At 48.3% G+C, this 19,240-nt stretch carries 25 protein-coding genes and 1 pseudogene; 16 read left to right on the forward strand and 10 right to left on the reverse strand.

Annotated elements, in window-relative coordinates:
* Nucleotides 1–342 precede the first annotated feature (342 nt).
* From AC6I8X_RS26970 to AC6I8X_RS26980, 3 genes are all read right to left on the reverse strand, one after another.
* Entirely contained in the window at nt 343–1,239 is an 897-nt protein-coding gene (locus AC6I8X_RS26970) for an alpha/beta fold hydrolase (RefSeq protein ID WP_497841797.1), read from the reverse strand.
* A gap of 95 nt (nt 1,240–1,334) precedes the next feature.
* A complete protein-coding gene (locus AC6I8X_RS26975) occupies nt 1,335–1,952 on the reverse strand; it encodes a TetR/AcrR family transcriptional regulator (protein ID WP_497841798.1) in 618 nt (205 codons plus the stop codon).
* Nucleotides 1,953–2,049: 97 nt separating this feature from the next.
* Entirely contained in the window at nt 2,050–2,427 is a 378-nt protein-coding gene (locus AC6I8X_RS26980; RefSeq protein ID WP_497841799.1) for a DUF1360 domain-containing protein, read from the reverse strand.
* 153 nt (nt 2,428–2,580) lie between these two features.
* Between AC6I8X_RS26980 and AC6I8X_RS26985 the strand changes: the two genes are divergently transcribed.
* Nucleotides 2,581–3,012 (forward strand): Rrf2 family transcriptional regulator, encoded by a 432-nt coding sequence (locus AC6I8X_RS26985; protein ID WP_313690166.1) that lies wholly within the window; start codon nt 2,581–2,583, stop codon nt 3,010–3,012.
* 64 nt (nt 3,013–3,076) lie between these two features.
* Here AC6I8X_RS26985 and AC6I8X_RS26990 read toward each other — a convergent pair whose 3' ends face one another.
* The 3 genes from AC6I8X_RS26990 to AC6I8X_RS27000 form a co-directional block, all read right to left on the reverse strand.
* Nucleotides 3,077–3,292 carry a YdgH/BhsA/McbA-like domain containing protein gene (locus tag AC6I8X_RS26990; RefSeq protein ID WP_084878987.1) on the reverse strand — a complete coding sequence of 72 codons (216 nt, stop codon included), beginning with the start codon at nt 3,290–3,292 and terminating at the stop codon, nt 3,077–3,079.
* A 138-nt stretch (nt 3,293–3,430) separates the two neighbouring features.
* Complete coding sequence (locus tag AC6I8X_RS26995) at nt 3,431–3,640, reverse strand: DUF1471 domain-containing protein (RefSeq protein WP_497833531.1); 210 nt, start codon at nt 3,638–3,640, stop codon at nt 3,431–3,433.
* A 196-nt stretch (nt 3,641–3,836) separates the two neighbouring features.
* Nucleotides 3,837–4,049: a hypothetical protein gene (locus AC6I8X_RS27000; RefSeq protein WP_497841800.1), complete on the reverse strand. Its 213-nt coding sequence runs from the start codon at nt 4,047–4,049 to the stop codon at nt 3,837–3,839.
* Between the two features lie 206 nt (nt 4,050–4,255).
* Between AC6I8X_RS27000 and AC6I8X_RS27005 the strand changes: the two genes are divergently transcribed.
* Both AC6I8X_RS27005 and AC6I8X_RS27010 read left to right on the forward strand, forming a co-directional pair.
* Nucleotides 4,256–4,789 (forward strand): P-loop NTPase family protein, encoded by a 534-nt coding sequence (locus AC6I8X_RS27005; RefSeq protein WP_497841801.1) that lies wholly within the window; start codon nt 4,256–4,258, stop codon nt 4,787–4,789.
* Nucleotides 4,790–4,989: 200 nt separating this feature from the next.
* The gene (locus AC6I8X_RS27010) at nt 4,990–5,205 is read left to right on the forward strand and encodes a YdgH/BhsA/McbA-like domain containing protein (RefSeq protein WP_299451863.1); all 216 of its coding nucleotides are present in this window, start codon (nt 4,990–4,992) and stop codon (nt 5,203–5,205) included.
* A 78-nt stretch (nt 5,206–5,283) separates the two neighbouring features.
* Here AC6I8X_RS27010 and AC6I8X_RS27015 read toward each other — a convergent pair whose 3' ends face one another.
* Nucleotides 5,284–6,180: a LysR family transcriptional regulator gene (locus AC6I8X_RS27015; protein WP_313686076.1), complete on the reverse strand. Its 897-nt coding sequence runs from the start codon at nt 6,178–6,180 to the stop codon at nt 5,284–5,286.
* Between the two features lie 113 nt (nt 6,181–6,293).
* On the opposite strand from AC6I8X_RS27015, the pseudogene AC6I8X_RS27020 reads away from it, so the two are divergent.
* The 7 genes and pseudogenes from AC6I8X_RS27020 to AC6I8X_RS27050 form a co-directional block, all read left to right on the forward strand.
* Nucleotides 6,294–6,602: pseudogene (locus tag AC6I8X_RS27020) on the forward strand (type 1 glutamine amidotransferase family protein); the annotation flags it as partial.
* A 4-nt stretch (nt 6,603–6,606) separates the two neighbouring features.
* Nucleotides 6,607–7,554 carry an aldo/keto reductase gene (locus AC6I8X_RS27025; RefSeq protein WP_313686078.1) on the forward strand — a complete coding sequence of 316 codons (948 nt, stop codon included), beginning with the start codon at nt 6,607–6,609 and terminating at the stop codon, nt 7,552–7,554.
* A gap of 160 nt (nt 7,555–7,714) precedes the next feature.
* Complete coding sequence (locus tag AC6I8X_RS27030) at nt 7,715–8,272, forward strand: NAD(P)H-dependent oxidoreductase (protein WP_313686080.1); 558 nt, start codon at nt 7,715–7,717, stop codon at nt 8,270–8,272.
* Between the two features lie 32 nt (nt 8,273–8,304).
* Entirely contained in the window at nt 8,305–8,601 is a 297-nt protein-coding gene (locus AC6I8X_RS27035) for a YciI family protein (protein ID WP_084878981.1), read from the forward strand.
* A gap of 25 nt (nt 8,602–8,626) precedes the next feature.
* Nucleotides 8,627–9,649: an aldo/keto reductase gene (locus AC6I8X_RS27040; RefSeq protein WP_313686083.1), complete on the forward strand. Its 1,023-nt coding sequence runs from the start codon at nt 8,627–8,629 to the stop codon at nt 9,647–9,649.
* A 65-nt stretch (nt 9,650–9,714) separates the two neighbouring features.
* Nucleotides 9,715–10,074 carry a DUF1330 domain-containing protein gene (locus AC6I8X_RS27045; RefSeq protein ID WP_299451873.1) on the forward strand — a complete coding sequence of 120 codons (360 nt, stop codon included), beginning with the start codon at nt 9,715–9,717 and terminating at the stop codon, nt 10,072–10,074.
* A 154-nt stretch (nt 10,075–10,228) separates the two neighbouring features.
* A complete protein-coding gene (locus AC6I8X_RS27050; RefSeq protein WP_497841802.1) occupies nt 10,229–10,975 on the forward strand; it encodes an SDR family oxidoreductase in 747 nt (248 codons plus the stop codon).
* Nucleotides 10,976–11,069: 94 nt separating this feature from the next.
* On the opposite strand, the gene AC6I8X_RS27055 is transcribed toward AC6I8X_RS27050, so the two are convergent.
* Together AC6I8X_RS27055 and AC6I8X_RS27060 are read right to left on the reverse strand one after the other, a co-directional pair.
* Nucleotides 11,070–11,552 carry a (R)-mandelonitrile lyase gene (locus AC6I8X_RS27055; RefSeq protein WP_497841967.1) on the reverse strand — a complete coding sequence of 161 codons (483 nt, stop codon included), beginning with the start codon at nt 11,550–11,552 and terminating at the stop codon, nt 11,070–11,072.
* Nucleotides 11,553–11,644: 92 nt separating this feature from the next.
* Nucleotides 11,645–12,538, reverse strand: coding sequence for a LysR family transcriptional regulator (locus AC6I8X_RS27060; RefSeq protein ID WP_497841803.1), 894 nt, complete (start codon nt 12,536–12,538; stop codon nt 11,645–11,647).
* A 306-nt stretch (nt 12,539–12,844) separates the two neighbouring features.
* On the opposite strand from AC6I8X_RS27060, the gene AC6I8X_RS27065 reads away from it, so the two are divergent.
* From AC6I8X_RS27065 to AC6I8X_RS27090, 6 genes are all read left to right on the forward strand, one after another.
* Nucleotides 12,845–13,642 carry a carboxymuconolactone decarboxylase family protein gene (locus tag AC6I8X_RS27065; RefSeq protein WP_497841804.1) on the forward strand — a complete coding sequence of 266 codons (798 nt, stop codon included), beginning with the start codon at nt 12,845–12,847 and terminating at the stop codon, nt 13,640–13,642.
* Between the two features lie 5 nt (nt 13,643–13,647).
* A complete protein-coding gene (locus AC6I8X_RS27070) occupies nt 13,648–14,991 on the forward strand; it encodes an MFS transporter (protein WP_497841805.1) in 1,344 nt (447 codons plus the stop codon).
* A gap of 30 nt (nt 14,992–15,021) precedes the next feature.
* Complete coding sequence (locus tag AC6I8X_RS27075) at nt 15,022–15,930, forward strand: LysR family transcriptional regulator (protein ID WP_299451866.1); 909 nt, start codon at nt 15,022–15,024, stop codon at nt 15,928–15,930.
* A gap of 113 nt (nt 15,931–16,043) precedes the next feature.
* Complete coding sequence (locus tag AC6I8X_RS27080; protein WP_497841806.1) at nt 16,044–17,063, forward strand: aldo/keto reductase; 1,020 nt, start codon at nt 16,044–16,046, stop codon at nt 17,061–17,063.
* Nucleotides 17,064–17,139: 76 nt separating this feature from the next.
* Nucleotides 17,140–18,126 carry an aldo/keto reductase gene (locus tag AC6I8X_RS27085; protein ID WP_497841807.1) on the forward strand — a complete coding sequence of 329 codons (987 nt, stop codon included), beginning with the start codon at nt 17,140–17,142 and terminating at the stop codon, nt 18,124–18,126.
* Nucleotides 18,127–18,284: 158 nt separating this feature from the next.
* A complete protein-coding gene (locus tag AC6I8X_RS27090; RefSeq protein ID WP_299451863.1) occupies nt 18,285–18,500 on the forward strand; it encodes a YdgH/BhsA/McbA-like domain containing protein in 216 nt (71 codons plus the stop codon).
* A 145-nt stretch (nt 18,501–18,645) separates the two neighbouring features.
* Here the strand turns inward: AC6I8X_RS27090 and AC6I8X_RS27095 are convergent, their stop codons facing one another.
* Nucleotides 18,646–19,176, reverse strand: coding sequence for a GNAT family N-acetyltransferase (locus AC6I8X_RS27095; protein ID WP_313686095.1), 531 nt, complete (start codon nt 19,174–19,176; stop codon nt 18,646–18,648).
* Nucleotides 19,177–19,240: the final 64 nt, after the last annotated feature.

Raw genomic sequence — 19,240 nt, forward strand, 5'->3', positions numbered from 1 at the left:
AAGCAGGGACCAGTTTTTAATGAGCCTATAAAAAAGGGTATTTTAACGTTGTAAGTTATTTATATTTATTGGATTAATTATTTTTTAGGCTGGCGGGGAGAAAGAATAAGATGACAGGAAACGTGCATCTGCGAACATTCCGGTAAAAAAAGATACGTGATGGTAAAAATCGCACGCAGGTTTCGTTCAGTCTGGGAGAGCAGGAGTATTTGTTGCTGAAAAGTCGCATGACTACGTGGTTTGCATCATTCTTCCTGTCATTCCTTTGCATTTCTGGAACAGGCCAACTTCCACAATGCTGAGCCAAAATAGCAACGAGGCTTCTGGCTCATCCGTCGCGATTCAATCCATGTATTGGTCAAAAAAACGTTTCAGGGCGCTGGCAACGGCTTCGGGTTGCTCCTCTGGCTGGAAATGACCACAATCCGCAATCTGCTGACTATGAATATCATCCCCAAATGCTCTCAGCGTTGCAGCCATATCAGGAATGGACCCCTGGTCAGCAGACAGCCCCAGCACCGGCATCGTCAGGCGTCGCTCTCTGGCAAGTTCAGCGTTCTGTGTCGCTGATAAAGAGAGCGCCCGGTAAAACTCAAGTCCAGCGCGCAATCCACCCGGTGCTTTGAGCAAACGTTCATACTCCGTAATTTCGGCTTCGCCATAACAACCGGGATTGGCCGTTTTTTCGCGAAAAAACCATTCCAGATAAATACGCTCACGTCCTGCGAGCAATGCTTCCGGAAGGTCTGCTACAGCATGGAAGGAAAAGTGCCAGGTCTTCCATGATTTGTCGGAAGACGACGGCAGTTTGTCCGGTAACGATACCCCTGGAATACCCGCATCCATCAAGGTGAGAGCCCGTATTTCCTCGCCGAACATCATCGCGTAGGGAAAGGCGATCCAGGCACCTACATCATGTGCGGCCAGGAAGTATGAGCCTAAGTTTAACGCAGAGACGAAGCGATGCAGTCGCGTGGCTACCGTTCTGGTGTCGTAACCGGAAAGGGGTTTGTCTGTGTCACCTTGTCCTGGTAAATCGGCAGCCACAATCCGGTATTTGTCTGCCAGATATGGCATCACATGACGCCAGGCAAACCAGCTCTCGGGGAACCCCGCCAGTAATACCAGCGGAATCCCATCCTGGCGTCCACCAGAAACATAATGAAAACGCAGACCCTCTACACGGATAAAATGATGGCTAAAACCATCGGGCGCATCAGGGGGTATGAAACCAGACATAACGGACTCCTACAGTAAAAGCATACTGCCAGCCAGCAGCAGAGCGGCAACATCGCTCCGGCAAGGATGGCAACAATGACGAACATCAACAGGACTTACTCCAGTAGCTTTAGTGCCTGAGCCACGAAGCCGTCGCCATCATTGGTCAAAGTCGAGGCCTTGCCAATCACACGCATCCCTTGCAGTAACGCCAGGATCACTTCAGCAGCAGCATGCACGTTAGTTGTCATAGCAATGGAACCATCCTGTTTACCCAGTTCAATCAGGGCCTCAAGGGCAGCCTTGCGCCTGGCAAGTTGATCTTCTAAATTACCGGCAACGGCGCCAAGCTGGTCGATATGAGTGACACCGGCAACCACCATACAACCCAGTTTGCCGTCTCTTCCCTGGCTAAGCTCAGCATAATCTCGCAGCAGTTCTGCAATTTTGGCTTTGCCGTTAGCAGCTTTTTCAAGGCGTAATTTCAGGCTCTCTTCACGAAGTGACACATAGCGCTCCAAAGCTCTGGCGAAGACACCTTCTTTATCCTGATAGGCTTTGTAAATGCTACCCGTCGTGAGGCCCGTGGCTGCGGTAATGTCAGTGATACTGACGCCGCTAAATCCCCGGCTGCGAAAGAGCGTAATAGCCCCGTCAAGAAATTTCTCCTCGTCAAAAACCCGTGGCCGTCCCCGTGAGGGCTGAGCAGTATCTGCATGGGAAAGTGATTTCATCGCTAATCCACATTTAGGAAATGATCATTTCCTTTTTAACTGCACATGGTCTGGCTGTCAAGAAAAGATGAATTATGAAATTTACGCAACGATACCACTACTTGTGTGAGTTCAGTGTTTGTTGCGCTTCATGTTTCATTACATGAGTGCGAACCGCAGCCTGAAAAACTTTAAACAATAACCCATTGATAAATGTAGTGACTGTCAGCACGACAAAAGCGGTCACCAGCCAATCGACCAGCCCGATGTCACTATGCAAAAGTGTCGACCGGTAGAACAACATACCCGCCGCAACCATCCAGTGGCTCATGCAGTAAAAACAACTAAAAAGATGCCCCAGCATGCCACTTTTTCGTGCTGTCCATGCCCGTAACGGTGCAAAAAGTTCGGTTTGGGTAATTGTCATCGACAGACTGGCAGATGCCAGGGCAATCATCAGGCAGGTTGAGATATTTGAAGATAACTCGGGAGTCATTACTGGTTCCTTTTACATCAACGGTTGCTATTTTTTCCGCGAACATCACGCTGCGGTCCTTTCATGTAACTTATAAAATCACATGATATTTGCCGTTGTCAATCTCATGTAACATTGTAAGATACATGAATGTAATCGGAGAGAAGAATTGAAATGCGTCAGGACAACAAGCTTTCCCGGACACTGCACGTTTTACTGCACATGGCGTGTCACGACAAAGTTTATACCTCGGAACAAATTGCCATGATGCTTGGAACGAACAGCGCTGTGGTAAGACGCACTTTGGCTGGGTTACGCGATGCGGGTTTTGTCTCCGCGGTAAAAGGCCACCATGGCGGCTGGCGTATTGCCGGTGATCTCAAGGGTATCAGTCTGCTTGATATCTATCGTGCGGTGGGCGCTAAGCATCTTTTTGCTATCGGCGGAGGAGATGAAAACCCGGAATGCGCTGTTGAAGCTTCGGTTAATCAGGCACTGGGTAATGTGTTGGATGAGGCTGAACAACTTCTCCTGGAGCGTTTTTCTGAAATTAGTCTTGAAGACCTGAGAGTAGGTTTCAAACGTCACTGTCCTGAAGAACTGTAGTCAAACATACGAAAAAGGCCGCCTTGCGGCGACCTTTTCCGGCACTTCCCTGTACGACCATCCGTTATTTGTACAGTTCTGCGGTCATGTGAACACGGTTATTGGTGTTCGCTTCAGTAATTTTGTACTGCGCGCCCTGCTGTGCTGCCTGAGCAGCGATTTTTGCTTCCGCCCCGTCCAGAGTTGAGGAGGTTACGGAGATGCTCTGAGCAAAGCTGCCAAATGACATCAGTGAAAGAGCAGCGACAGCGGCGATGGACATGGCTTTGATAGTTTTCATGGTCTTAATCCTTAATTTGTCTGTTTAGAAGGCTGTGCGCCTTCGATGGAAGTAATAATAACCATAGTTATTGTTTCGATATTGATAATTAGTGCGATCATTGTGATCTGGCTAATCATTACTTCCCGCGTTAACCGTTTATTTAGTCAGTTCAGCTGACAGGTAAGCACCGTTATCCACGCGTGCACCGGTGATTTTGTAAGAAGCGCCAGCCTGTTTAGCCTGAGCGGCGATTTTGGCTTCTGCGCCATCCAGGGTTGAAGCGGAAGCGGTGATGCTCTGTGCGAAGCTGCCGAAAGAAACCAGTGACAGGGCCGCAACTGCAACGAAATTTTTGATAGATTTCATGGTCAATTCCTCAGAGATAGTTTTTAGTAGGTGGGGCGTTGTGCCCCGATGTGAGAAAGAATAGACCTGTAACCCGGCGAGTAAAAGCTGAGGGATTTGCTGAAATGATTCAAAAAAACTGAATGAAATTTAATCGGGAAATCGGCCCCGATATTTCCGTATTATTCAATTGGGGACGATATTACGGCTGTGACGATCATCGATTCTTTGCTGAATCTCCCTGCTCCTTAACGTTTTCGCCGGTAAACTCACTCTGTACGATCTTACAAACCGGGCGATATTGCAGTTCTGACGCCCTCTTTTTCTTTAAGGTTTTGTCTTTATTGCCCGTCGGCCAGTAGATAAAAAAATCTGCAATCAGCTCAAGCAAGTCTCTCATACTTTCCTCACTTATCTTTTCTGCCAGCATAGTTGATCATGCGAGCCCGTGTCAGTCACTGCTCTTATAAATTCATGTTTCAATAAGAAAAAACCAATTCGTTATTGACTGCGTCTGCTATTGTTCAAATGATACCGGAACGGGAGAACACCAGTCGGTCTCATCCCGCGAACGAAAATCAACGATAGCGTCTTCAATTTCTCAGAAAATCATAAGGAAATGCCTGAGGTTAACGTATGAATACAATCATTCCATTAGAAGGGCTCGGCCCACGCATATGCATCATGGGGCCATCAAACAGCGGAAAGTCCACGCTTGCTGAGGCAATAGCACGCAAAACATCCTTGCCCGCCATTCACCTTGACAGGCTTTATCACATGCCTGACTCAAACTGGGTACCGCGAGACAATGCAGAGTTTCTACGCCTGCATTCTGATGCAATCAGTCAGGAAAAATGGGTTATGGATGGTAACTACAAAAAATGTATTCCGGAGCGCCTCGAACGCGCGACGGGTTTAATTCTGCTTGATTTGCCAACCCATATTAGCCTGCTGCGCTACATCCACAGATGTTACTCAGCAAATCCGAGAGTGGGTGGTCTTAAAATTGGCAGGGAACATGTTAAATGGGACATGATAAAACACATCACCTTAGTCACTCCCGGAAACCGAAAAAGCTACAAAAAAATGTACGAACAGATTCCGCTGCCAAAGCTGTTACTGGCGACGCCAGAAAACGTTAAAGAATATTTTAAGCACTGGAAGCTATAAATATGATGTGGAAAGTCTGAACGGAGTTTTCCCGCATGGCATCCAGCCTTAATGCTGCCAATCGACGTTGCCTATCACCGCAATAGTTAGCATGTTAACAATTGCAACATTTATTGATAATATTGCAATAGTCACCATGGTTATCATTATCCCCATCGGAGGCACACAGTCTCCCACCCAAATAAACTAAGGAAATGACCATGAAAACTATCAAAGCAATGTCTATCGCCGCTGTCGCCACTCTTTCTCTGATGTCATTCGGTAGCTTCGCTCAGAGCGTCACTGCTTCTGACTTAACTCTGGATGGTGCTGAAGCGCAAATCGCTGCTCAGGCAGCACAACAGGGCGCACATTATAAAATCACCGAAGCCAGCAACAATAACTTCGTGCATATGACTGCTGAACTGTACAAATAACAGCGAGTTGTTAGAAGAAGTATCAGAGGAGGTCGCCCCGGGGCGGCCTTTTTTTGTTTGAAGCTTTGATTCCTCGCCTCAATGCATTTTCTTTAAGAGAAAATCGACCAGCACTTTGATTCTTTTTGTTTTCCCTGCGCTTTTCAGGTAATACAAATACACGGGCGGATAGGTTCTCCAAAAAGGTTTCATCACCGGTACGAATTTTTCTTTATCAGAGAGCAGTTCATATACGGGTTCGAAAATTCTGCCAATCCCGAGGCCATTACGTATTCCATCTGCCATAACATCAATATCGTTGCTCATTAACTGAAACGGCATTTCCACCGTTAATTGCTCGCCCTTTTCTTCCAGAATCAGCGGCAGAATACGGTTATTGGTGATAAACCGATACCCTATCAATTTATGCTGCTGAAGATCTGCAGGGACTTGCGGCATACCATATTCCTTAAGATATGCGTCCGAAGCGTACAAGCCTTCACGGAAAGGTTTCATCAACTGGCGGGCAACCACGCCCCCATCAAGGATGTCGCCAAATCGAATCCCCAAATCATACTTCTCATCAATGATGTTGATCGTTCCGTCATACACGGATATCTCAAGCTGTATTTCTGGATAACACTGGCAGAACTCAGCCATAAAGGGTTTGAGAATAAGCACATACGCAAATCGTGAGAGGGTGATTCGTACCAGTCCGGATGGCACCTGATTAAGGTCCCGGACATTTTCCAGCGCGGTTTCCAGTGATTCGACGGCCTGTGACGTCTGCTGCAATAGCTGCTGGCCCGCATCGGTCAATTCGATGCGACGGGTGGTGCGAATGAACAACGGATGCCCCGTATATTGTTCCAGCAACTTCAACGCCTTACTTACCGATGGCGGCGTGATACCCAACTTCCGCGCCGCTGCGGAAATGCTGCCCTCCCGGGCAATGCTCTGGAAAATACGTATCTGGCTATAAATCACGTTGTTCATTACTTCATCCTGATGCAATGCACCTGACCATTATTAACTGCAGGCTAAAAATCTTTGAGTCAAGGATGACCTAATCTGATGGGAAAAGCGAATTTATACTTCCCGTGACTAACGTGTCAGCGGTTTGTCACGGACCGGCAGCCCTGGTAGACGTCAAACTGGGTAACGGTGAATACCTTGTGAACGGTAAAAGCGTTACGGCTTTTACAAACCGGGAAGAAGACGAAGTTCAAGATAACGATATCGTTCCGTTCCTGCTTGAAAACGCTTTGGTTGAACATGGTGCAAAACATCACCCGTCACCAAACTGGTCTGAAAATATTATTATCGGTGGACGTTTAATCACCGGGCAAAATACAACTTCCGCTCACGGAGTGGGGGCCGCTGTATCACAGGCACTCTTCTTATTCGAGAGAGAATAGCGAAATGAAAAAATTACCAAAAATTGCGTTAGGTACCTGGTCCTGGGGCACGGGATTTGCCGGAGGCGATACCGTATTTGGCAACCACCTGACTGACGATCAAATGAAAGTTGTATTTGAATCAGCAATGCAGGAAGGGTTGAATTTATGGGATACCGCCGCCGTATACGGCATGGGCAGTTCGGAGGCTGCACTGGGGAAACTCGTACGCCAATATCCGCGTGAGCAAATCGTATTATCGACAAAATTCACACCGCAGATTGTGGATCAGCAGGCAATAAATCCCGTCGAAGATATGCTGAACAAAAGCTTAACGCGCCTTGGCGTAGCGGATATCGACATTTACTGGATTCATAATCCTGCAGATGTTGAAAAATGGACTCCCGGACTTATTCCGCTACTAAAAAGTGGCAAGGTCCAACGCGTTGGTGTATCCAACCACAGTCTGGCACAAATCATGCGCGCTAATGACATCCTTAAGGCAGCAGGATTCGCCGTGTCTGCCGTACAAAATCATTACAGTCTGCTTTATCGTTCATCTGAAGATGCGGGAATTCTTGATTACTGTAACCAGAATGCCATTACCTTCTTTTCCTATATGGTGCTGGAACAGGGTGCCCTGAGTGGCCGGTACAATACCCGCAACCCTATGCCTTCCGGTAGTGGCCGTGCCGAGACCTACAACAAGATATTACCGCAGTTGGAAAAATTAACCGCGGCAATGCAGGCCATCGGCGAAACCCGGGAAGCCAATGCTGCACAGGTGGCAATAGCCTGGGCAATTTTCAAAGGAACATTGCCAATCATCGGAGCAACCAAAGTCCATCATGTCCTCGACGCAGCAAAAGCAGCATCACTCCATCTGACTGCCGATGAGGTCTCCACGCTTGAGCGGCTTGCGGCTGCGACCGGCGTAGATACGCGTGGTTCGTGGGAAAAACCGATGATTTAACGCTTTCTCATGCCATCGGCCGGGTATTACAGACGCCAGTTTAAGTAAAAAGATTATTAGCCAGTGGCTAATAGTCTTTAAGCTATTGATGCTCTAAAAAACAGAACACACCCGACCTATACTGGACACCATTCAACCAACTCATTGTTAAGAATCAAAAATGCAAAATGTGTTAATTATTTCCGGTCACCCGGACCTGGCGCAGTCTGTCGGGAATGCCACCATCCTGAAAGAAGTTGCCGCTGCCCTGCCCGGAGTGGAAATTCGCTATCTGGATACACTTTATCCGGGTTATCAGATTAATGTCGCTGCAGAACAGGCCGCGTTGTTAAAAGCAGATGTGATCGTCTGGCAATTTCCTTTTTCCTGGTATTCAGTACCCGGTTTAATGAAATTATGGATTGATCAGGTATTTCTTCACGGTTTTGCCCATGGTTCAACGGCGCAACTTAATGGTAAAAAACTCATCCTGTCATTTACCACGGGAGCTCCACAGTCACTGTACTCACCTGAAGGCTTTTTCGGGCATGATCTTGAGGATTATTTAATTCAGTTCAAAACCACGGCCGCGTTGTGCAATCTTGAGCTGCAAGCTCCGATTTATACCTGTGGCATCAGTTACGCTGGCCGTGACGAAGCTAAAACGGCTGAGCAGATGATTGTTGCAAAAGAACATGCCTCGCGTTTGATTAGCTTCATCAAAAGCATGGCTGCCTGAATTAATAAACATCCATTAAATGGTGGAATAAAATGTACATCATCAATATAACTGTTAATGCAGAGATCAGTGCAGAACAGCACGAAAGTCTTTTTCCGCAACACGCCGCCTGGTTTAAAAAATATTTCGATGCAGGCAAGTTCGTTATGATCGGCCCTTATGCTGATCGGGAACGTGCGGGTATTATCATTGCCAGCACTGAAAGCCACAGTGAGCTGGAGACTATTCTCAGCGAGGATTCTTATTATCCCGATCTGGCCAATTATGAAATCCGTGAGTTTATCCCAAAAATGATTTCCTCCGATCTGGAGAAATTTCAGCTAGCGTAACGAAAGAAATGTCGGAGATTATGCAATGCAATATACCAAACTTGGTAATAGCGACCTGATGGTCTCCCGTATCTGTATGGGATGTATGGGCTTTGGTGATCCCACCATTGGACAGCATAACTGGACACTGGGAGAAACCGAAAGCCGCGATATCATTCGATATGGTCTGGAAAACGGCATCAATTTTTATGATACCGCCATTGCCTATCAACTGGGTTCGAGTGAACGTTATGTCGGCAAAGCCCTGCGCGATATGGCTAAACGCGATGAAGTGGTGGTTGCCACCAAATTCCTGCCACGAACAAAAAAACAAATTGCCGACGGGATAAGCGGCCAGCAGGCTATCGCCCAATCACTCGATACCAGCCTGCACAATCTCGGCATGGATTATGTCGATCTCTATATCTACCATATCTGGGACTATAACACGCCGGTTCTGGAAGTGCTGGAAGCCCTGGATCGTGCCGTCCGCACTGGGAAAGTCCGTGCCATTGGCATTTCCAATTGTTATGCCTGGCAGCTCGCCAAAGCAAATGCGCTGGCTGAACGCGAGGGTCTGACCCCGTTCGTTTCGGTGCAAAGTCATTACAACCTGATTATGCGTGAAGACGAGCGCGAACTGTCTGGATTATGCCATGAAGACAATATCGCCATGACGCCTTACAGCGCATTGGCGAGCGGACGCCTTTCCCGCCAAAGCGACGTACAAACCCAGCGAGCAACCAAAGATGATTATGCGAAAGGCAAATACGATAAAACCGCCGGGCAAGACCAGATAATCATTGACCGCGTGGCTGAACTTGCCGCCCGTCATCATATCTCAATGACGGAAATTTCTCTCGCATGGTTATTAACAAAAGTGACTGCCCCTGTAGTGGGCGCAACGAAAAAGCACCATATAGAGGGTGCAGTAAGAGCGGTGGAGCTCGCCCTGAGCGAAGAAGAAATCATCTTCCTTGAGGAATGTTATTTGCCACATAACCTTTCCGGCATCATGGCACAAAATACGCCTCAGACTAAAGACAATAAACAGGTGTGGACGCGCTGATATCGCCTCTGAATTATGCATAAATTAATCGATAATTATTTATTCACTTAACAAGAGAATACTGCATGTTAAAAAAAATAATGTTGTCTGCTCTGGTGATGGCGTCCATGACAGCTCACGCCATGGCGAGTCGCCCTGCTTATTATGTTGCTGAATTTCAGGCCACGGATCCGCAAGGAATCAAACCCTATAGCGAACAGGTTGAATCGACGTTTAAACCTTATAGCGGACGCTTTATTGTTCGTGGCGGAGTACTGGATGTCAAAGAAGGCTTCGGTGCACAGGGGCGACTGGTTATCATCAAATTTGACAGCTTAAAACAGGCACAGGACTGGTACAATTCTGCAGGGTATCAGAAAATCATTCCAATCCGTCATCGCTCAGGTAATTCACGTACTTATATTGTCGAAGGACAGCCTGATTAAGCATAAATATCCGCTTCTATTAATCACTCATTGTTCATCATTATTATTTCATTCATTTGTGAGAATTACTCATAACACTATCCTGAGAAATGGCATTCCCAATATATTGATGGTGGCGATACCATTTCATTATCCACATTACGGAGATAGACCAATGAGTAACGGTATTAAAAATAAAGTGGTTGTTATCACTGGTGCCAGCAGTGGCCTGGGCGAATGTACTGCACGCCACCTGAGTAAGCTGGGTGCCATTCTTGTTTTGGGTGCCCGCCGTGCAGAGCGCCTTCAATCACTGGTTGCCGATATTGAAAAACAAGGTGGTATCGCCATCGCCGTCGCCACGGATGTGACGCGTAAAGCACAGGTTGAAGCCTTGCTTAAGGCAGCGGTTGATAAGTTTGGTCGTATTGATGTGTTGCTCAATAACGCCGGGCTGATGCAGCAATCACGCCTCGACAGCCTGAAAACGGATGAATGGGACAATATGATTGATGTGAACTTAAAAGGGACACTGTATGGCATCGCTGCCGCGCTGCCTTATATGCAGGCGCAAAAAAGCGGCCACATCATTAATGTCTCATCCGTTGCAGGCCATAAAGTGACGCCAGCGGGTTCAGTGTATTGCGCTACCAAACATGCCGTCCGGGCTATCAGCGAAGGGCTGCGCTCTGAAGTGAAAGCATGGAATCTGCGCACCACCATTATTTCGCCCGGCGCCGTTGCAACCGAACTGACCGATCATATTACGGAAAAAGACATTGGCCAGGGTATCCGTAATTTCTACCAACAGCATGCCGTAGGCGCGGATTCTTTTGCTCGCGTTGTTGAATTTGCTATCTGTCAGCCTGCGGAAGTGGATATTAACGAAATCCTTTATCGCCCCACCAGCCAGGAACTCTGATTACCCTCACCGGTTCAAGGCGTGCCTGACCTGTGCAGTCACGCCTTTGGTAGCTGAACCCATCCCGTGACTGATGACGGGTGAATACCCGCTATCACTGGAGATATTGTGCGTCTCCAACCTTTTCCAGCCAGTTAACATTGGTTCCTTCGTTGCTGCTTTCCTGAATAGCGATATGGGAAACGCTGGTTGTCAACGTTGCGCCATGCCAGTGCCTGACGCCAGGAGGGCAGCTCACCACATCACCGGCATGGATTGTTTTCTTCTCTTTTCCCCATTCCTGCACCCATCCAGTACCCGCCGTTACCACCAGCGTCTGGCCCAACGGGTGGGTGTGCCATGCCGATCTGGCTCCCGGCTCAAAGGTGACTACCGATGCTGACGTACGTTGAGGAGCAACAGGCCTGAACAGGGGATCAACCCACACCCGGCCGGTGAAGTTTTCCTGTGGTCCCTGAATAAAATCACGGCTGCCACTTTTAGAAATCGTCATCGCTGGCATCTCATTAGCCAGTGCCGATAACGAAAACAACAAGCCAAATGATAGTGAAAATGCAGCAGTTTTTTTCTTAGGCATCATAAACTCCATAAGGTTATTGAATAAAAAGGTCAACACTCACGATTTAAATTAAAAATAGATATTTCACCAGGCAGGTCTTTTCAATGTCATTATTTATAAAACCGCAATGCATCAAGCAGTAAACTAAAGGCTTTTGAAGGCTGTCTGCGTCCTGGATAATAGATATAATAGCCATCCCAGTAAGGACACCAGTCGTCAAGCACGCTGATCAGCGCCCCTGAATCGAGATATTGCTGGGCAATATCCCGTGGGACATAAGCCAGGCCATAGCCTTCAATAGCAGCATTTAATATTTGGTAGATCCGGCTAAATATGAGTTGCCCCTGCACTTTAACATTAATCCCCTTACCTTCTTTCTCAAATTCCCACGCATACAAATTCCCATGGGTTGGAAAGCGTAAATTGATACAGCTGTGTTTGAGCAGGTCGTTAGGCTGTTGCGGTTTATCATGATTCGCAAAGTATTCCGGCGCACCGACAACAGCAAAACGAACATCTGGCCCAATCTTAACGGATACCATCCCATTGGCGATTTGTTCCCCAAAGCGGATTCCTGCATCAAAACGACCAGAGACAATATCAGTAAGCGTATAGTCATCAATAAGTTCCAGCTGAATTTCCGGGTAATCGCGTAAAAACTGACGAACTTTGGGCCAAATCAGGGTATTAATGGCGTAATCCGATGTTGATATACGAATGCAGCCTGCGGGTTGATTACTCAAATCCTTCAGGGACAGCAATTTATCCTGAATGCCATCGATGTATGGCCCGATATCATTCAGCATTGTCTCACCGACTGTCGTGAGTGAGACACTGCGTGTTGTTCGGGTAAGAAGTTTCACACCAAGCCGGCTTTCAAGCGTTCGCAGGCTATGGCTCAACGCGGATTGCGATATACCAAGCTGCGCGGCAGCTTTAGTGAAGTTCTGCAAACGTGCGACAACAATAAAAGCCGTAAGATCGTTCAAATTTTCTCGTGCCAAAAAGACCCCTTTCACTTGTTCAGATGGCAAAACTTTTAACCGCGATACTGTTCTACTTGACACCAGGATTCGATCGGAGTCTTAACATTTTGCAGCATGATTAATGAGTAATCCTCATAACACTTTCAATTTATCGTTGCTTATCAAATGCCTTGTTTGCAGGTATAGTCCCTCCACTATTCAGGCAAAACCTATTTAGCTGGACTTTCACCCCCTCAGCTTATTGTTATTTCTGAAAAGAATTAGCGGCATCACTATTTTATTACATCGTCTGGTCATGCAATTTAATAACGGAGAATTAATCCGATGTTAAACGCTTCCCTTTTTAATTATCACCGCGCTAAAAATTTCGCCATCGTTACACTTCTTGGTTTGACATCTGCTTTTAGCGATGCAGCCCCTGATATTAGTGAGAAAAAGTCAATGCAAAGTTCTGATAATTCCCCGACGCAAGTGAAAACCGACATATTGTCTGCTCGCCAGCAAGCCATTATTCCAGTGGCGGCATTCGGTGCAGCAGGCACCATAGACAAACTTAATACCGCGCTGGGCGCAAGCCTGGATGCTGGCCTGACAGTCAATGAAGTAAAAGAGGTGTTGATACAACTCTATGCCTACGCGGGTTTTCCGCGCAGCCTGAATGCTCTTGGCGAGATGATGAAGGTACTGGAAAAACGTAAACAGCAAGGAATTGAGGATGTTCCAGGTAATGAACCGACGCGGGCTATTCCCGAAGGAAGCGCATTGCTTGAGGCTGGTACCCACAATCAGACACGCTTGTCTGGTGCCCCTGTCCAGGGACCCCTGTTCGACTTTGCACCAACGATTAACCAATACCTCAGAACACATTTATTTGGTGATATTTTTGAGCGGGATAACCTCGACTGGCAAAGCCGTGAATTGGCGACGATAAGCATGTTGTCTGCCCTTCAGGGTGTCGATGCTCAGATACAGGCCCATATGCGGATCGGCATGAATACCGGTTTATCTGCAGACCAGTTACGCCATCTGACCCAGGTACTGGCGGAACGTGTCGATGAACGATCCGCACAACGCGCACGCGAAGCGCTGGAGAAACACCTTGCGACGGTTGCTGGAAAATAGAATCGATGCATGATGCCCCGTCAAAGAACCAGGCAAGGGCGGCACTCAGTGCCGCATTGCTCGGTTTTTTTATCATCACTCTTGATGCTGTCGTAGTGAATGTCGCACTTCCCACCATCGGACGCGAACTGAAGGCGAGTATTACCGATCTCCAGTGGATTGTGGACAGCTATACCCTCGCGTTTGCCGCACTGCTTCTTTTTGCTGGTTCGCTATGTGATCTGATAGGTGCGCGCATGACCTTTGGTGGCGGACTATCCCTTTTTGTGCTGGCATCAATAGCCTGCGGGATGGCGAAAAATACCGATACCCTGATTATTGCGCGTTTTACTCAGGGAATGGGGGCTGCGTTAATTATGCCTGCCACAATGTCGCTGATTCGGCATCACTTCGCTGATGCCGCGCAGCGAGGACGTGCTGTTGCCATATGGGCAATGGGCGGCTCCATTGCTTCCACTTCCGGACCGTTAATTGGCGGTGTGCTGACGCAGATAGACTGGCGATGGATTTTCTTTATCAATATCCCGGTCGGAGTGATTGCCCTGGCATTATTGACACGTATTCCCGCTTCGCCCAAACGCGCCGTGCCGTTTGATTTTCTGGGACAGCTGGCTGCTACCCTGTTTATGGGCTCACTGATTTACGGCACCATTGAGTCTGGCCGACATGATATGGAGGGCTTCTCTGTCTGGTTATCTTTCATGCTCACGCTGGTGTCTCTGGTCTTGTTTATTATTGTGCAAAAACGCATCCACCATCCTATGATTCCAGAGGCGTTAATCGCGTCCGGAAATGTGAAAATTTCCATGCTGGTGGGTTTCACGTTTATGGCTGGATATTTTGGATTGCCCTTTTTGATGAGCCTTTATCTGCAACAGGACATGGGTCTTACCGCCGCTCAAACCGGCGTGATTTTCCTGCCCATGATGTTGACAGGACTGGTCATCACGCCTTTCTCCGCCCGGCTGGTTCAGCGATTTAATGCGAAAAATTTAATCGTCTCCGGACTGGTGTCGATGGCTGCGGGTCTGCTGTTGCTGACGTTGCTCCCCGTATCGGTGTCAGTGGCGTGGATTTCACTCACGATGATGCTGGTTGGCATCGCGGGTCCTTTGATTGCCCCGCCGGTAGCGGCTTTACTGCTGAACAGTGTCTCGCCCGCACTGGCCGGTATTGCCAGCGGCATTTTCAATACCAGCCGCCAGGTCGGGGGCGCGATGGCGATTGCCGTATTTGGTGCCATCCTTGCGCAATCCCCGTCTTTTATACCGGGTTTCCATATCAGCCTGATTCTGGCCGCCTGTCTGTCTCTGGGAACCGCAGTCTTTGCATTGAGATTACATTCATAATTTACCAGAACACATTTCTGAGTCGCCACTATGCAAATGAACCGAGCCGATATGGCAGATTTAATCTACTTTTGCGCCATCGCGCGGCACCAAAGCTTCAGCCGGGCCGCCATTGAACTGGGCGTCAGCGCATCCGCACTCAGCCATGCCCTGAAAGGGTTTGAAGCACGCCTGGGTGTTCGTCTCCTTAACAGAACGACAAAAAGCGTCACCCTGACAGAAGCGGGAAAAACGTTAGCGCAGACGGTGCAATCACCCATTGAGACCATTGATTCGGCACTGGAGAAACTTAATTTATTCCGTGACACGCCTGCTGGTCGTATTCGCCTGAATGTCGCTGTTGAAGCGTCGACATTATTGCTGGCCCCGATACTGCCTGATTTTGTCGACCTCTATCCTGACGTTGAACTGGATATTGTGGCCACCAACCGCATTGTGGATATGACGGAAGAAGGATTTGATGCCGGAATCCGTTACGGCGGTACAATCCCGGAAGATATGATTGCCCAGCGCTTATCCGCTGATATCCGCTGGGTGGTGGCGGGTTCTCCGGAATATCTCGATCGTTTTGGGACTCCCCTGCACCCGAATGATCTGGACAAACATCGGTGTGTCAGTAACCGGTTGGGTGACAACCGCATCTATCGGTGGGAATTCGACCGGGGCGACGAATCGCTGGCGATCAAAGTGCCGCCATTAATCACGGTAGATCAGGCTGAGACCGGGCTTGTCGCGGTACTGAAAGGCGTGGGCCTGATGTATTACCCTGAGCCGTTGATTGCTAAATACGTCAAAGAAGGCAGCCTGCGACTGGTGCTTACCGATTGGGCCTCGATGGGTTCCGGCTTTCATATCTACTACTCCAGTCGCCGCCAGTTACCAACAGGTCTGAGACTATTAATCGATTTAATACGAAAAATTCAGCCGCTCGGCTTGTAATTGATTGATGAGAAAAACTCAGCACGGCGTTAAATAGGCATAGGTGGTTTCAGGATGCCTGAGAAATTATTATAAAAATCATTAAGCGATGATATTTTCTCAGGAGACCACCTATGCAATATCTCAATCTTGGACGCAGCGGTCTGAAGGTTTCACGACTTTGTCTGGGGTGTATGAGTTATGGAGAACCCAATCGTCTGCCACAAGCCTGGTCACTTGATGAAGAAGCGTCACGCCCTTTTTTCCGTCAGGCGCTGGAGGCCGGAATTAATTTTTTTGATACGGCGAATATCTATTCCGGCGGCAGTTCAGAAGAAATTGTCGGCCGAGCGCTTAACGACATGGCGCGACGTGATGAGATAGTTGTGGCGACCAAAGCGTTCTTTCCCTGGAAAAACTCACCCAATGCCGGCTTTCTTTCGCGGAAATCACTGATGCAGTCAATTGACGACAGCCTCACTCGCCTCGGGATGGATTATGTCGATTTATTCCAGATCCATCGCTTCGATCATAGTACACCTGTCGAAGAAACCATGGAGGCGTTGCATGATATCGTGAAGGCCGGTAAAGCCCGCTATATCGGAGCTTCATCAATGGAAGCATGGCGTTTTTCCAAAATGCAATACGTCGCTGAACGCCACGGCTGGACACGATTCATTTCCATGCAACCGCAATACAACCTGCTCTACCGTGAAGAAGAACGCGAGATGCTGCCGTTGTGTGAAGACCAGGGGGTCGGTGTTATTCCCTGGAGTCCAATGGCGCGTGGCAGGCTCACCAGAGACTGGAGCGAAGCAACGCTCCGTACTCAGAACGATGCTTTTGCGCTTAAGATGTATCAGAACACCGCAGAACATGACCGGCAGGTCGTCGAAATCGTCACGCGTATCGCAACCTATCATGGTGTGCCGCGCGCCCATGTCGCGCTGGCCTGGTTGCTTTCAAAATCAGCAATCACATCCCCGATTATTGGCGCAACAAAACCAGACCATCTTTCAACCGCTCTTGGCGCACTGAACTTTTCGCTATCTGATGAAGAAATTGCTGCGCTGGAGGCACCTTATGTGCCCCATCCTGTCGATGGCATTATTCCACCACTGTCAGATCAGCCGCTCATGCTCTCCCCGGTTTAACTTTCAGGGATTAACATTTTATTGATTCCCGTACTTCATTGTTACGGGAATTAATTAAGTTAACAGGAAATTTTATATGCAATATACCCATCTCGGCCGTGCCGGACTGAAAGTCAGCCGCCTTTGTCTCGGCACCATGAATTTTGGCGATGCAACTGATGAACAAACCAGTTCCGATATTATGGATGCCGCGATCGACGCTGGAATTAACTTTTTCGATTCTGCCGATGTTTATGGCGGTCCACAATCTCCGGACATGGCCAAAGGTTATGGTTTATCTGAAGAGATTATTGGCCGCTGGCTTGCCCGAAGTGGTAAACGAAACCGGATTGTACTGGCGACTAAAGTCTATCAGCCGATGGAAACCGGCCCCAACGATAAATACCTTTCGGCTTACCATATACGCCGTGCCTGTGATGAAAGTCTGAGGCGTCTGAAAACAGACCACATCGATCTGTACCAAATGCACCATATTGACCGGTCTACGCCCTGGGAAGAAATATGGCAGGCGATGGAGCAACTGATCCGCGAAGGTAAGATTACTTATGTGGGCAGCAGCAACTTCGCAGGCTGGAATATTGCCACAGCGCAATGCTCAGCCATCTCACGTAATCTGCTCGGCCTGTCATCAGAACAGAGCCTGTATAACCTGACGCAAAGAAGCATCGAACTTGAAGTGATCCCTGCCGTTCGCCATTTTGGTCTGGGCTTGATTCCGTGGAGTCCTCTGGGCGGCGGATTACTCGGTGGTGTATTGCAGAAGACACGCGAAGGCCGCAGGGCATCTCCGGCTATGGAGAAAAAAATTGCGCGTTTTCGCGAGCAACTGGAAGCCTGGGAAACGCTCTGCAATGATCTCGGCGAACGTCCGTCAGATGTGGCTCTCGCCTGGTTATTGCATCATTCCGCAGTTACCGCGCCCATTGTTGGCCCCAGAATACCGGAACAGCTCACCCAATCATTACGGGCATTAGATATTTCTTTATCTGAAGACACGCTGCGTTGCCTTGATGAAATCTGGCCGGGTCCGGGTGGACAGGCACCTGAAGCCTACGCATGGTAAAAAAATAAGGTGGTTTCAACTGGCAGCACCTATTGCCGCGATAGTTAGCATGTTAACAATTGCAGCATTTATTGATAATATTGCAATAGTCACTATGGTTATCATTATTCCCATCGGAGGCACACAGTCTCCCACCCAAATAAACTAAGGAAATGACCATGAAAACTATCAAAGCAATGTCTATCGCCGCTGTCGCCACTCTTTCTCTGATGTCATTCGGTAGCTTCGCTCAGAGCGTCACTGCTTCTGACTTAACTTTGGATGGTGCTGAAGCGCAAATCGCTGCTCAGGCAGCACAACAGGGCGCACATTATAAAATCACCGAAGCGAGCAACAATAACTTCGTGCATATGACTGCTGAACTGTACAAATAACAGTTCATGTTACTTAGCAGTACCAGAAGGGGTCGCCACAGGGGCGGCCCCATTTTTATGGTTCATAGATGCGGAATAACTGTGACGCCTGTTCTATTTCCGGGTGCAGCCAGAAAAGCTGTAAAGGAGAGGAACAACAATACCATTACTCTCCGTGCCATTGATCACGGGTGATATTAAACATCAGGCTTGGTGGCAACCCGTCAAAATCGCAGACCTTTTTGAGAAATGTCAGTCCCGCTTTTTCCAGTACCCTGCGTGAAGCAAGGTGGTGCTCACGAACGACCCCCACAATTTCTTCCAGACCAACTTCTTCAAACCCATAGCGCAGCGCTCTTAAGGAAAGCTCGGTCGCATACCCTTTTCCCCAGGCATCGGGGGCAAAGCGGTAACCCAGGTTGTTCGTCTGGCGACCATCAAACTGGCTGACGAAGACACCGCCAAAACCGATAATTTTGTCGGGACTGGACTTTTCAAATATCGTCCAGTCACCGAAGCCGTGCTCTTTGTAGATATTTAACGTACGTTCCAGCGCATGACGTGAATATTCGATATCAGGATGAGGTCCCCGGGGATTAAATTTATGCGTTTCCGGGTCACCATATATTCTGAACAAATCATTGAGATCGGCGGGAGTTGAGTGCCTGTACAGTAACCGCTCTGATTCCCAAAACATTCTTCTTTCCTTAGTTTTTTATGCGGAGAGGCCTGTGGCTGAGCGAGTTTGCAGCCACAGGGAG

The organism is Pantoea sp. X-Soil-TKNS-1280 (assembly GCF_059730475.1).

Excerpts from the sequence above, each read along its gene's own strand:
- AC6I8X_RS26970 (WP_497841797.1), bottom strand. The coding sequence starts at position 1,239 with ATGTCTGGTTTCATACCCCCTGATGCGCCCGATGGTTTTAGCCATCAT.
- AC6I8X_RS26975 (WP_497841798.1), bottom strand. The coding sequence starts at position 1,952 with ATGAAATCACTTTCCCATGCAGATACTGCTCAGCCCTCACGGGGACGG.
- AC6I8X_RS26980 (WP_497841799.1), bottom strand. The coding sequence starts at position 2,427 with ATGACTCCCGAGTTATCTTCAAATATCTCAACCTGCCTGATGATTGCC.
- AC6I8X_RS26985 (WP_313690166.1), top strand. The coding sequence starts at position 2,581 with ATGCGTCAGGACAACAAGCTTTCCCGGACACTGCACGTTTTACTGCAC.
- AC6I8X_RS26990 (WP_084878987.1), bottom strand. The coding sequence starts at position 3,292 with ATGAAAACTATCAAAGCCATGTCCATCGCCGCTGTCGCTGCTCTTTCA.
- AC6I8X_RS26995 (WP_497833531.1), bottom strand. The coding sequence starts at position 3,640 with ATGAAATCTATCAAAAATTTCGTTGCAGTTGCGGCCCTGTCACTGGTT.
- AC6I8X_RS27000 (WP_497841800.1), bottom strand. The coding sequence starts at position 4,049 with ATGCTGGCAGAAAAGATAAGTGAGGAAAGTATGAGAGACTTGCTTGAG.
- AC6I8X_RS27005 (WP_497841801.1), top strand. The coding sequence starts at position 4,256 with ATGAATACAATCATTCCATTAGAAGGGCTCGGCCCACGCATATGCATC.
- AC6I8X_RS27010 (WP_299451863.1), top strand. The coding sequence starts at position 4,990 with ATGAAAACTATCAAAGCAATGTCTATCGCCGCTGTCGCCACTCTTTCT.
- AC6I8X_RS27015 (WP_313686076.1), bottom strand. The coding sequence starts at position 6,180 with ATGAACAACGTGATTTATAGCCAGATACGTATTTTCCAGAGCATTGCC.
- AC6I8X_RS27025 (WP_313686078.1), top strand. The coding sequence starts at position 6,607 with ATGAAAAAATTACCAAAAATTGCGTTAGGTACCTGGTCCTGGGGCACG.
- AC6I8X_RS27030 (WP_313686080.1), top strand. The coding sequence starts at position 7,715 with ATGCAAAATGTGTTAATTATTTCCGGTCACCCGGACCTGGCGCAGTCT.
- AC6I8X_RS27035 (WP_084878981.1), top strand. The coding sequence starts at position 8,305 with ATGTACATCATCAATATAACTGTTAATGCAGAGATCAGTGCAGAACAG.
- AC6I8X_RS27040 (WP_313686083.1), top strand. The coding sequence starts at position 8,627 with ATGCAATATACCAAACTTGGTAATAGCGACCTGATGGTCTCCCGTATC.
- AC6I8X_RS27045 (WP_299451873.1), top strand. The coding sequence starts at position 9,715 with ATGTTAAAAAAAATAATGTTGTCTGCTCTGGTGATGGCGTCCATGACA.
- AC6I8X_RS27050 (WP_497841802.1), top strand. The coding sequence starts at position 10,229 with ATGAGTAACGGTATTAAAAATAAAGTGGTTGTTATCACTGGTGCCAGC.
- AC6I8X_RS27055 (WP_497841967.1), bottom strand. The coding sequence starts at position 11,552 with ATGCCTAAGAAAAAAACTGCTGCATTTTCACTATCATTTGGCTTGTTG.
- AC6I8X_RS27065 (WP_497841804.1), top strand. The coding sequence starts at position 12,845 with ATGTTAAACGCTTCCCTTTTTAATTATCACCGCGCTAAAAATTTCGCC.
- AC6I8X_RS27070 (WP_497841805.1), top strand. The coding sequence starts at position 13,648 with ATGCATGATGCCCCGTCAAAGAACCAGGCAAGGGCGGCACTCAGTGCC.
- AC6I8X_RS27075 (WP_299451866.1), top strand. The coding sequence starts at position 15,022 with ATGCAAATGAACCGAGCCGATATGGCAGATTTAATCTACTTTTGCGCC.
- AC6I8X_RS27080 (WP_497841806.1), top strand. The coding sequence starts at position 16,044 with ATGCAATATCTCAATCTTGGACGCAGCGGTCTGAAGGTTTCACGACTT.
- AC6I8X_RS27085 (WP_497841807.1), top strand. The coding sequence starts at position 17,140 with ATGCAATATACCCATCTCGGCCGTGCCGGACTGAAAGTCAGCCGCCTT.
- AC6I8X_RS27090 (WP_299451863.1), top strand. The coding sequence starts at position 18,285 with ATGAAAACTATCAAAGCAATGTCTATCGCCGCTGTCGCCACTCTTTCT.
- AC6I8X_RS27095 (WP_313686095.1), bottom strand. The coding sequence starts at position 19,176 with ATGTTTTGGGAATCAGAGCGGTTACTGTACAGGCACTCAACTCCCGCC.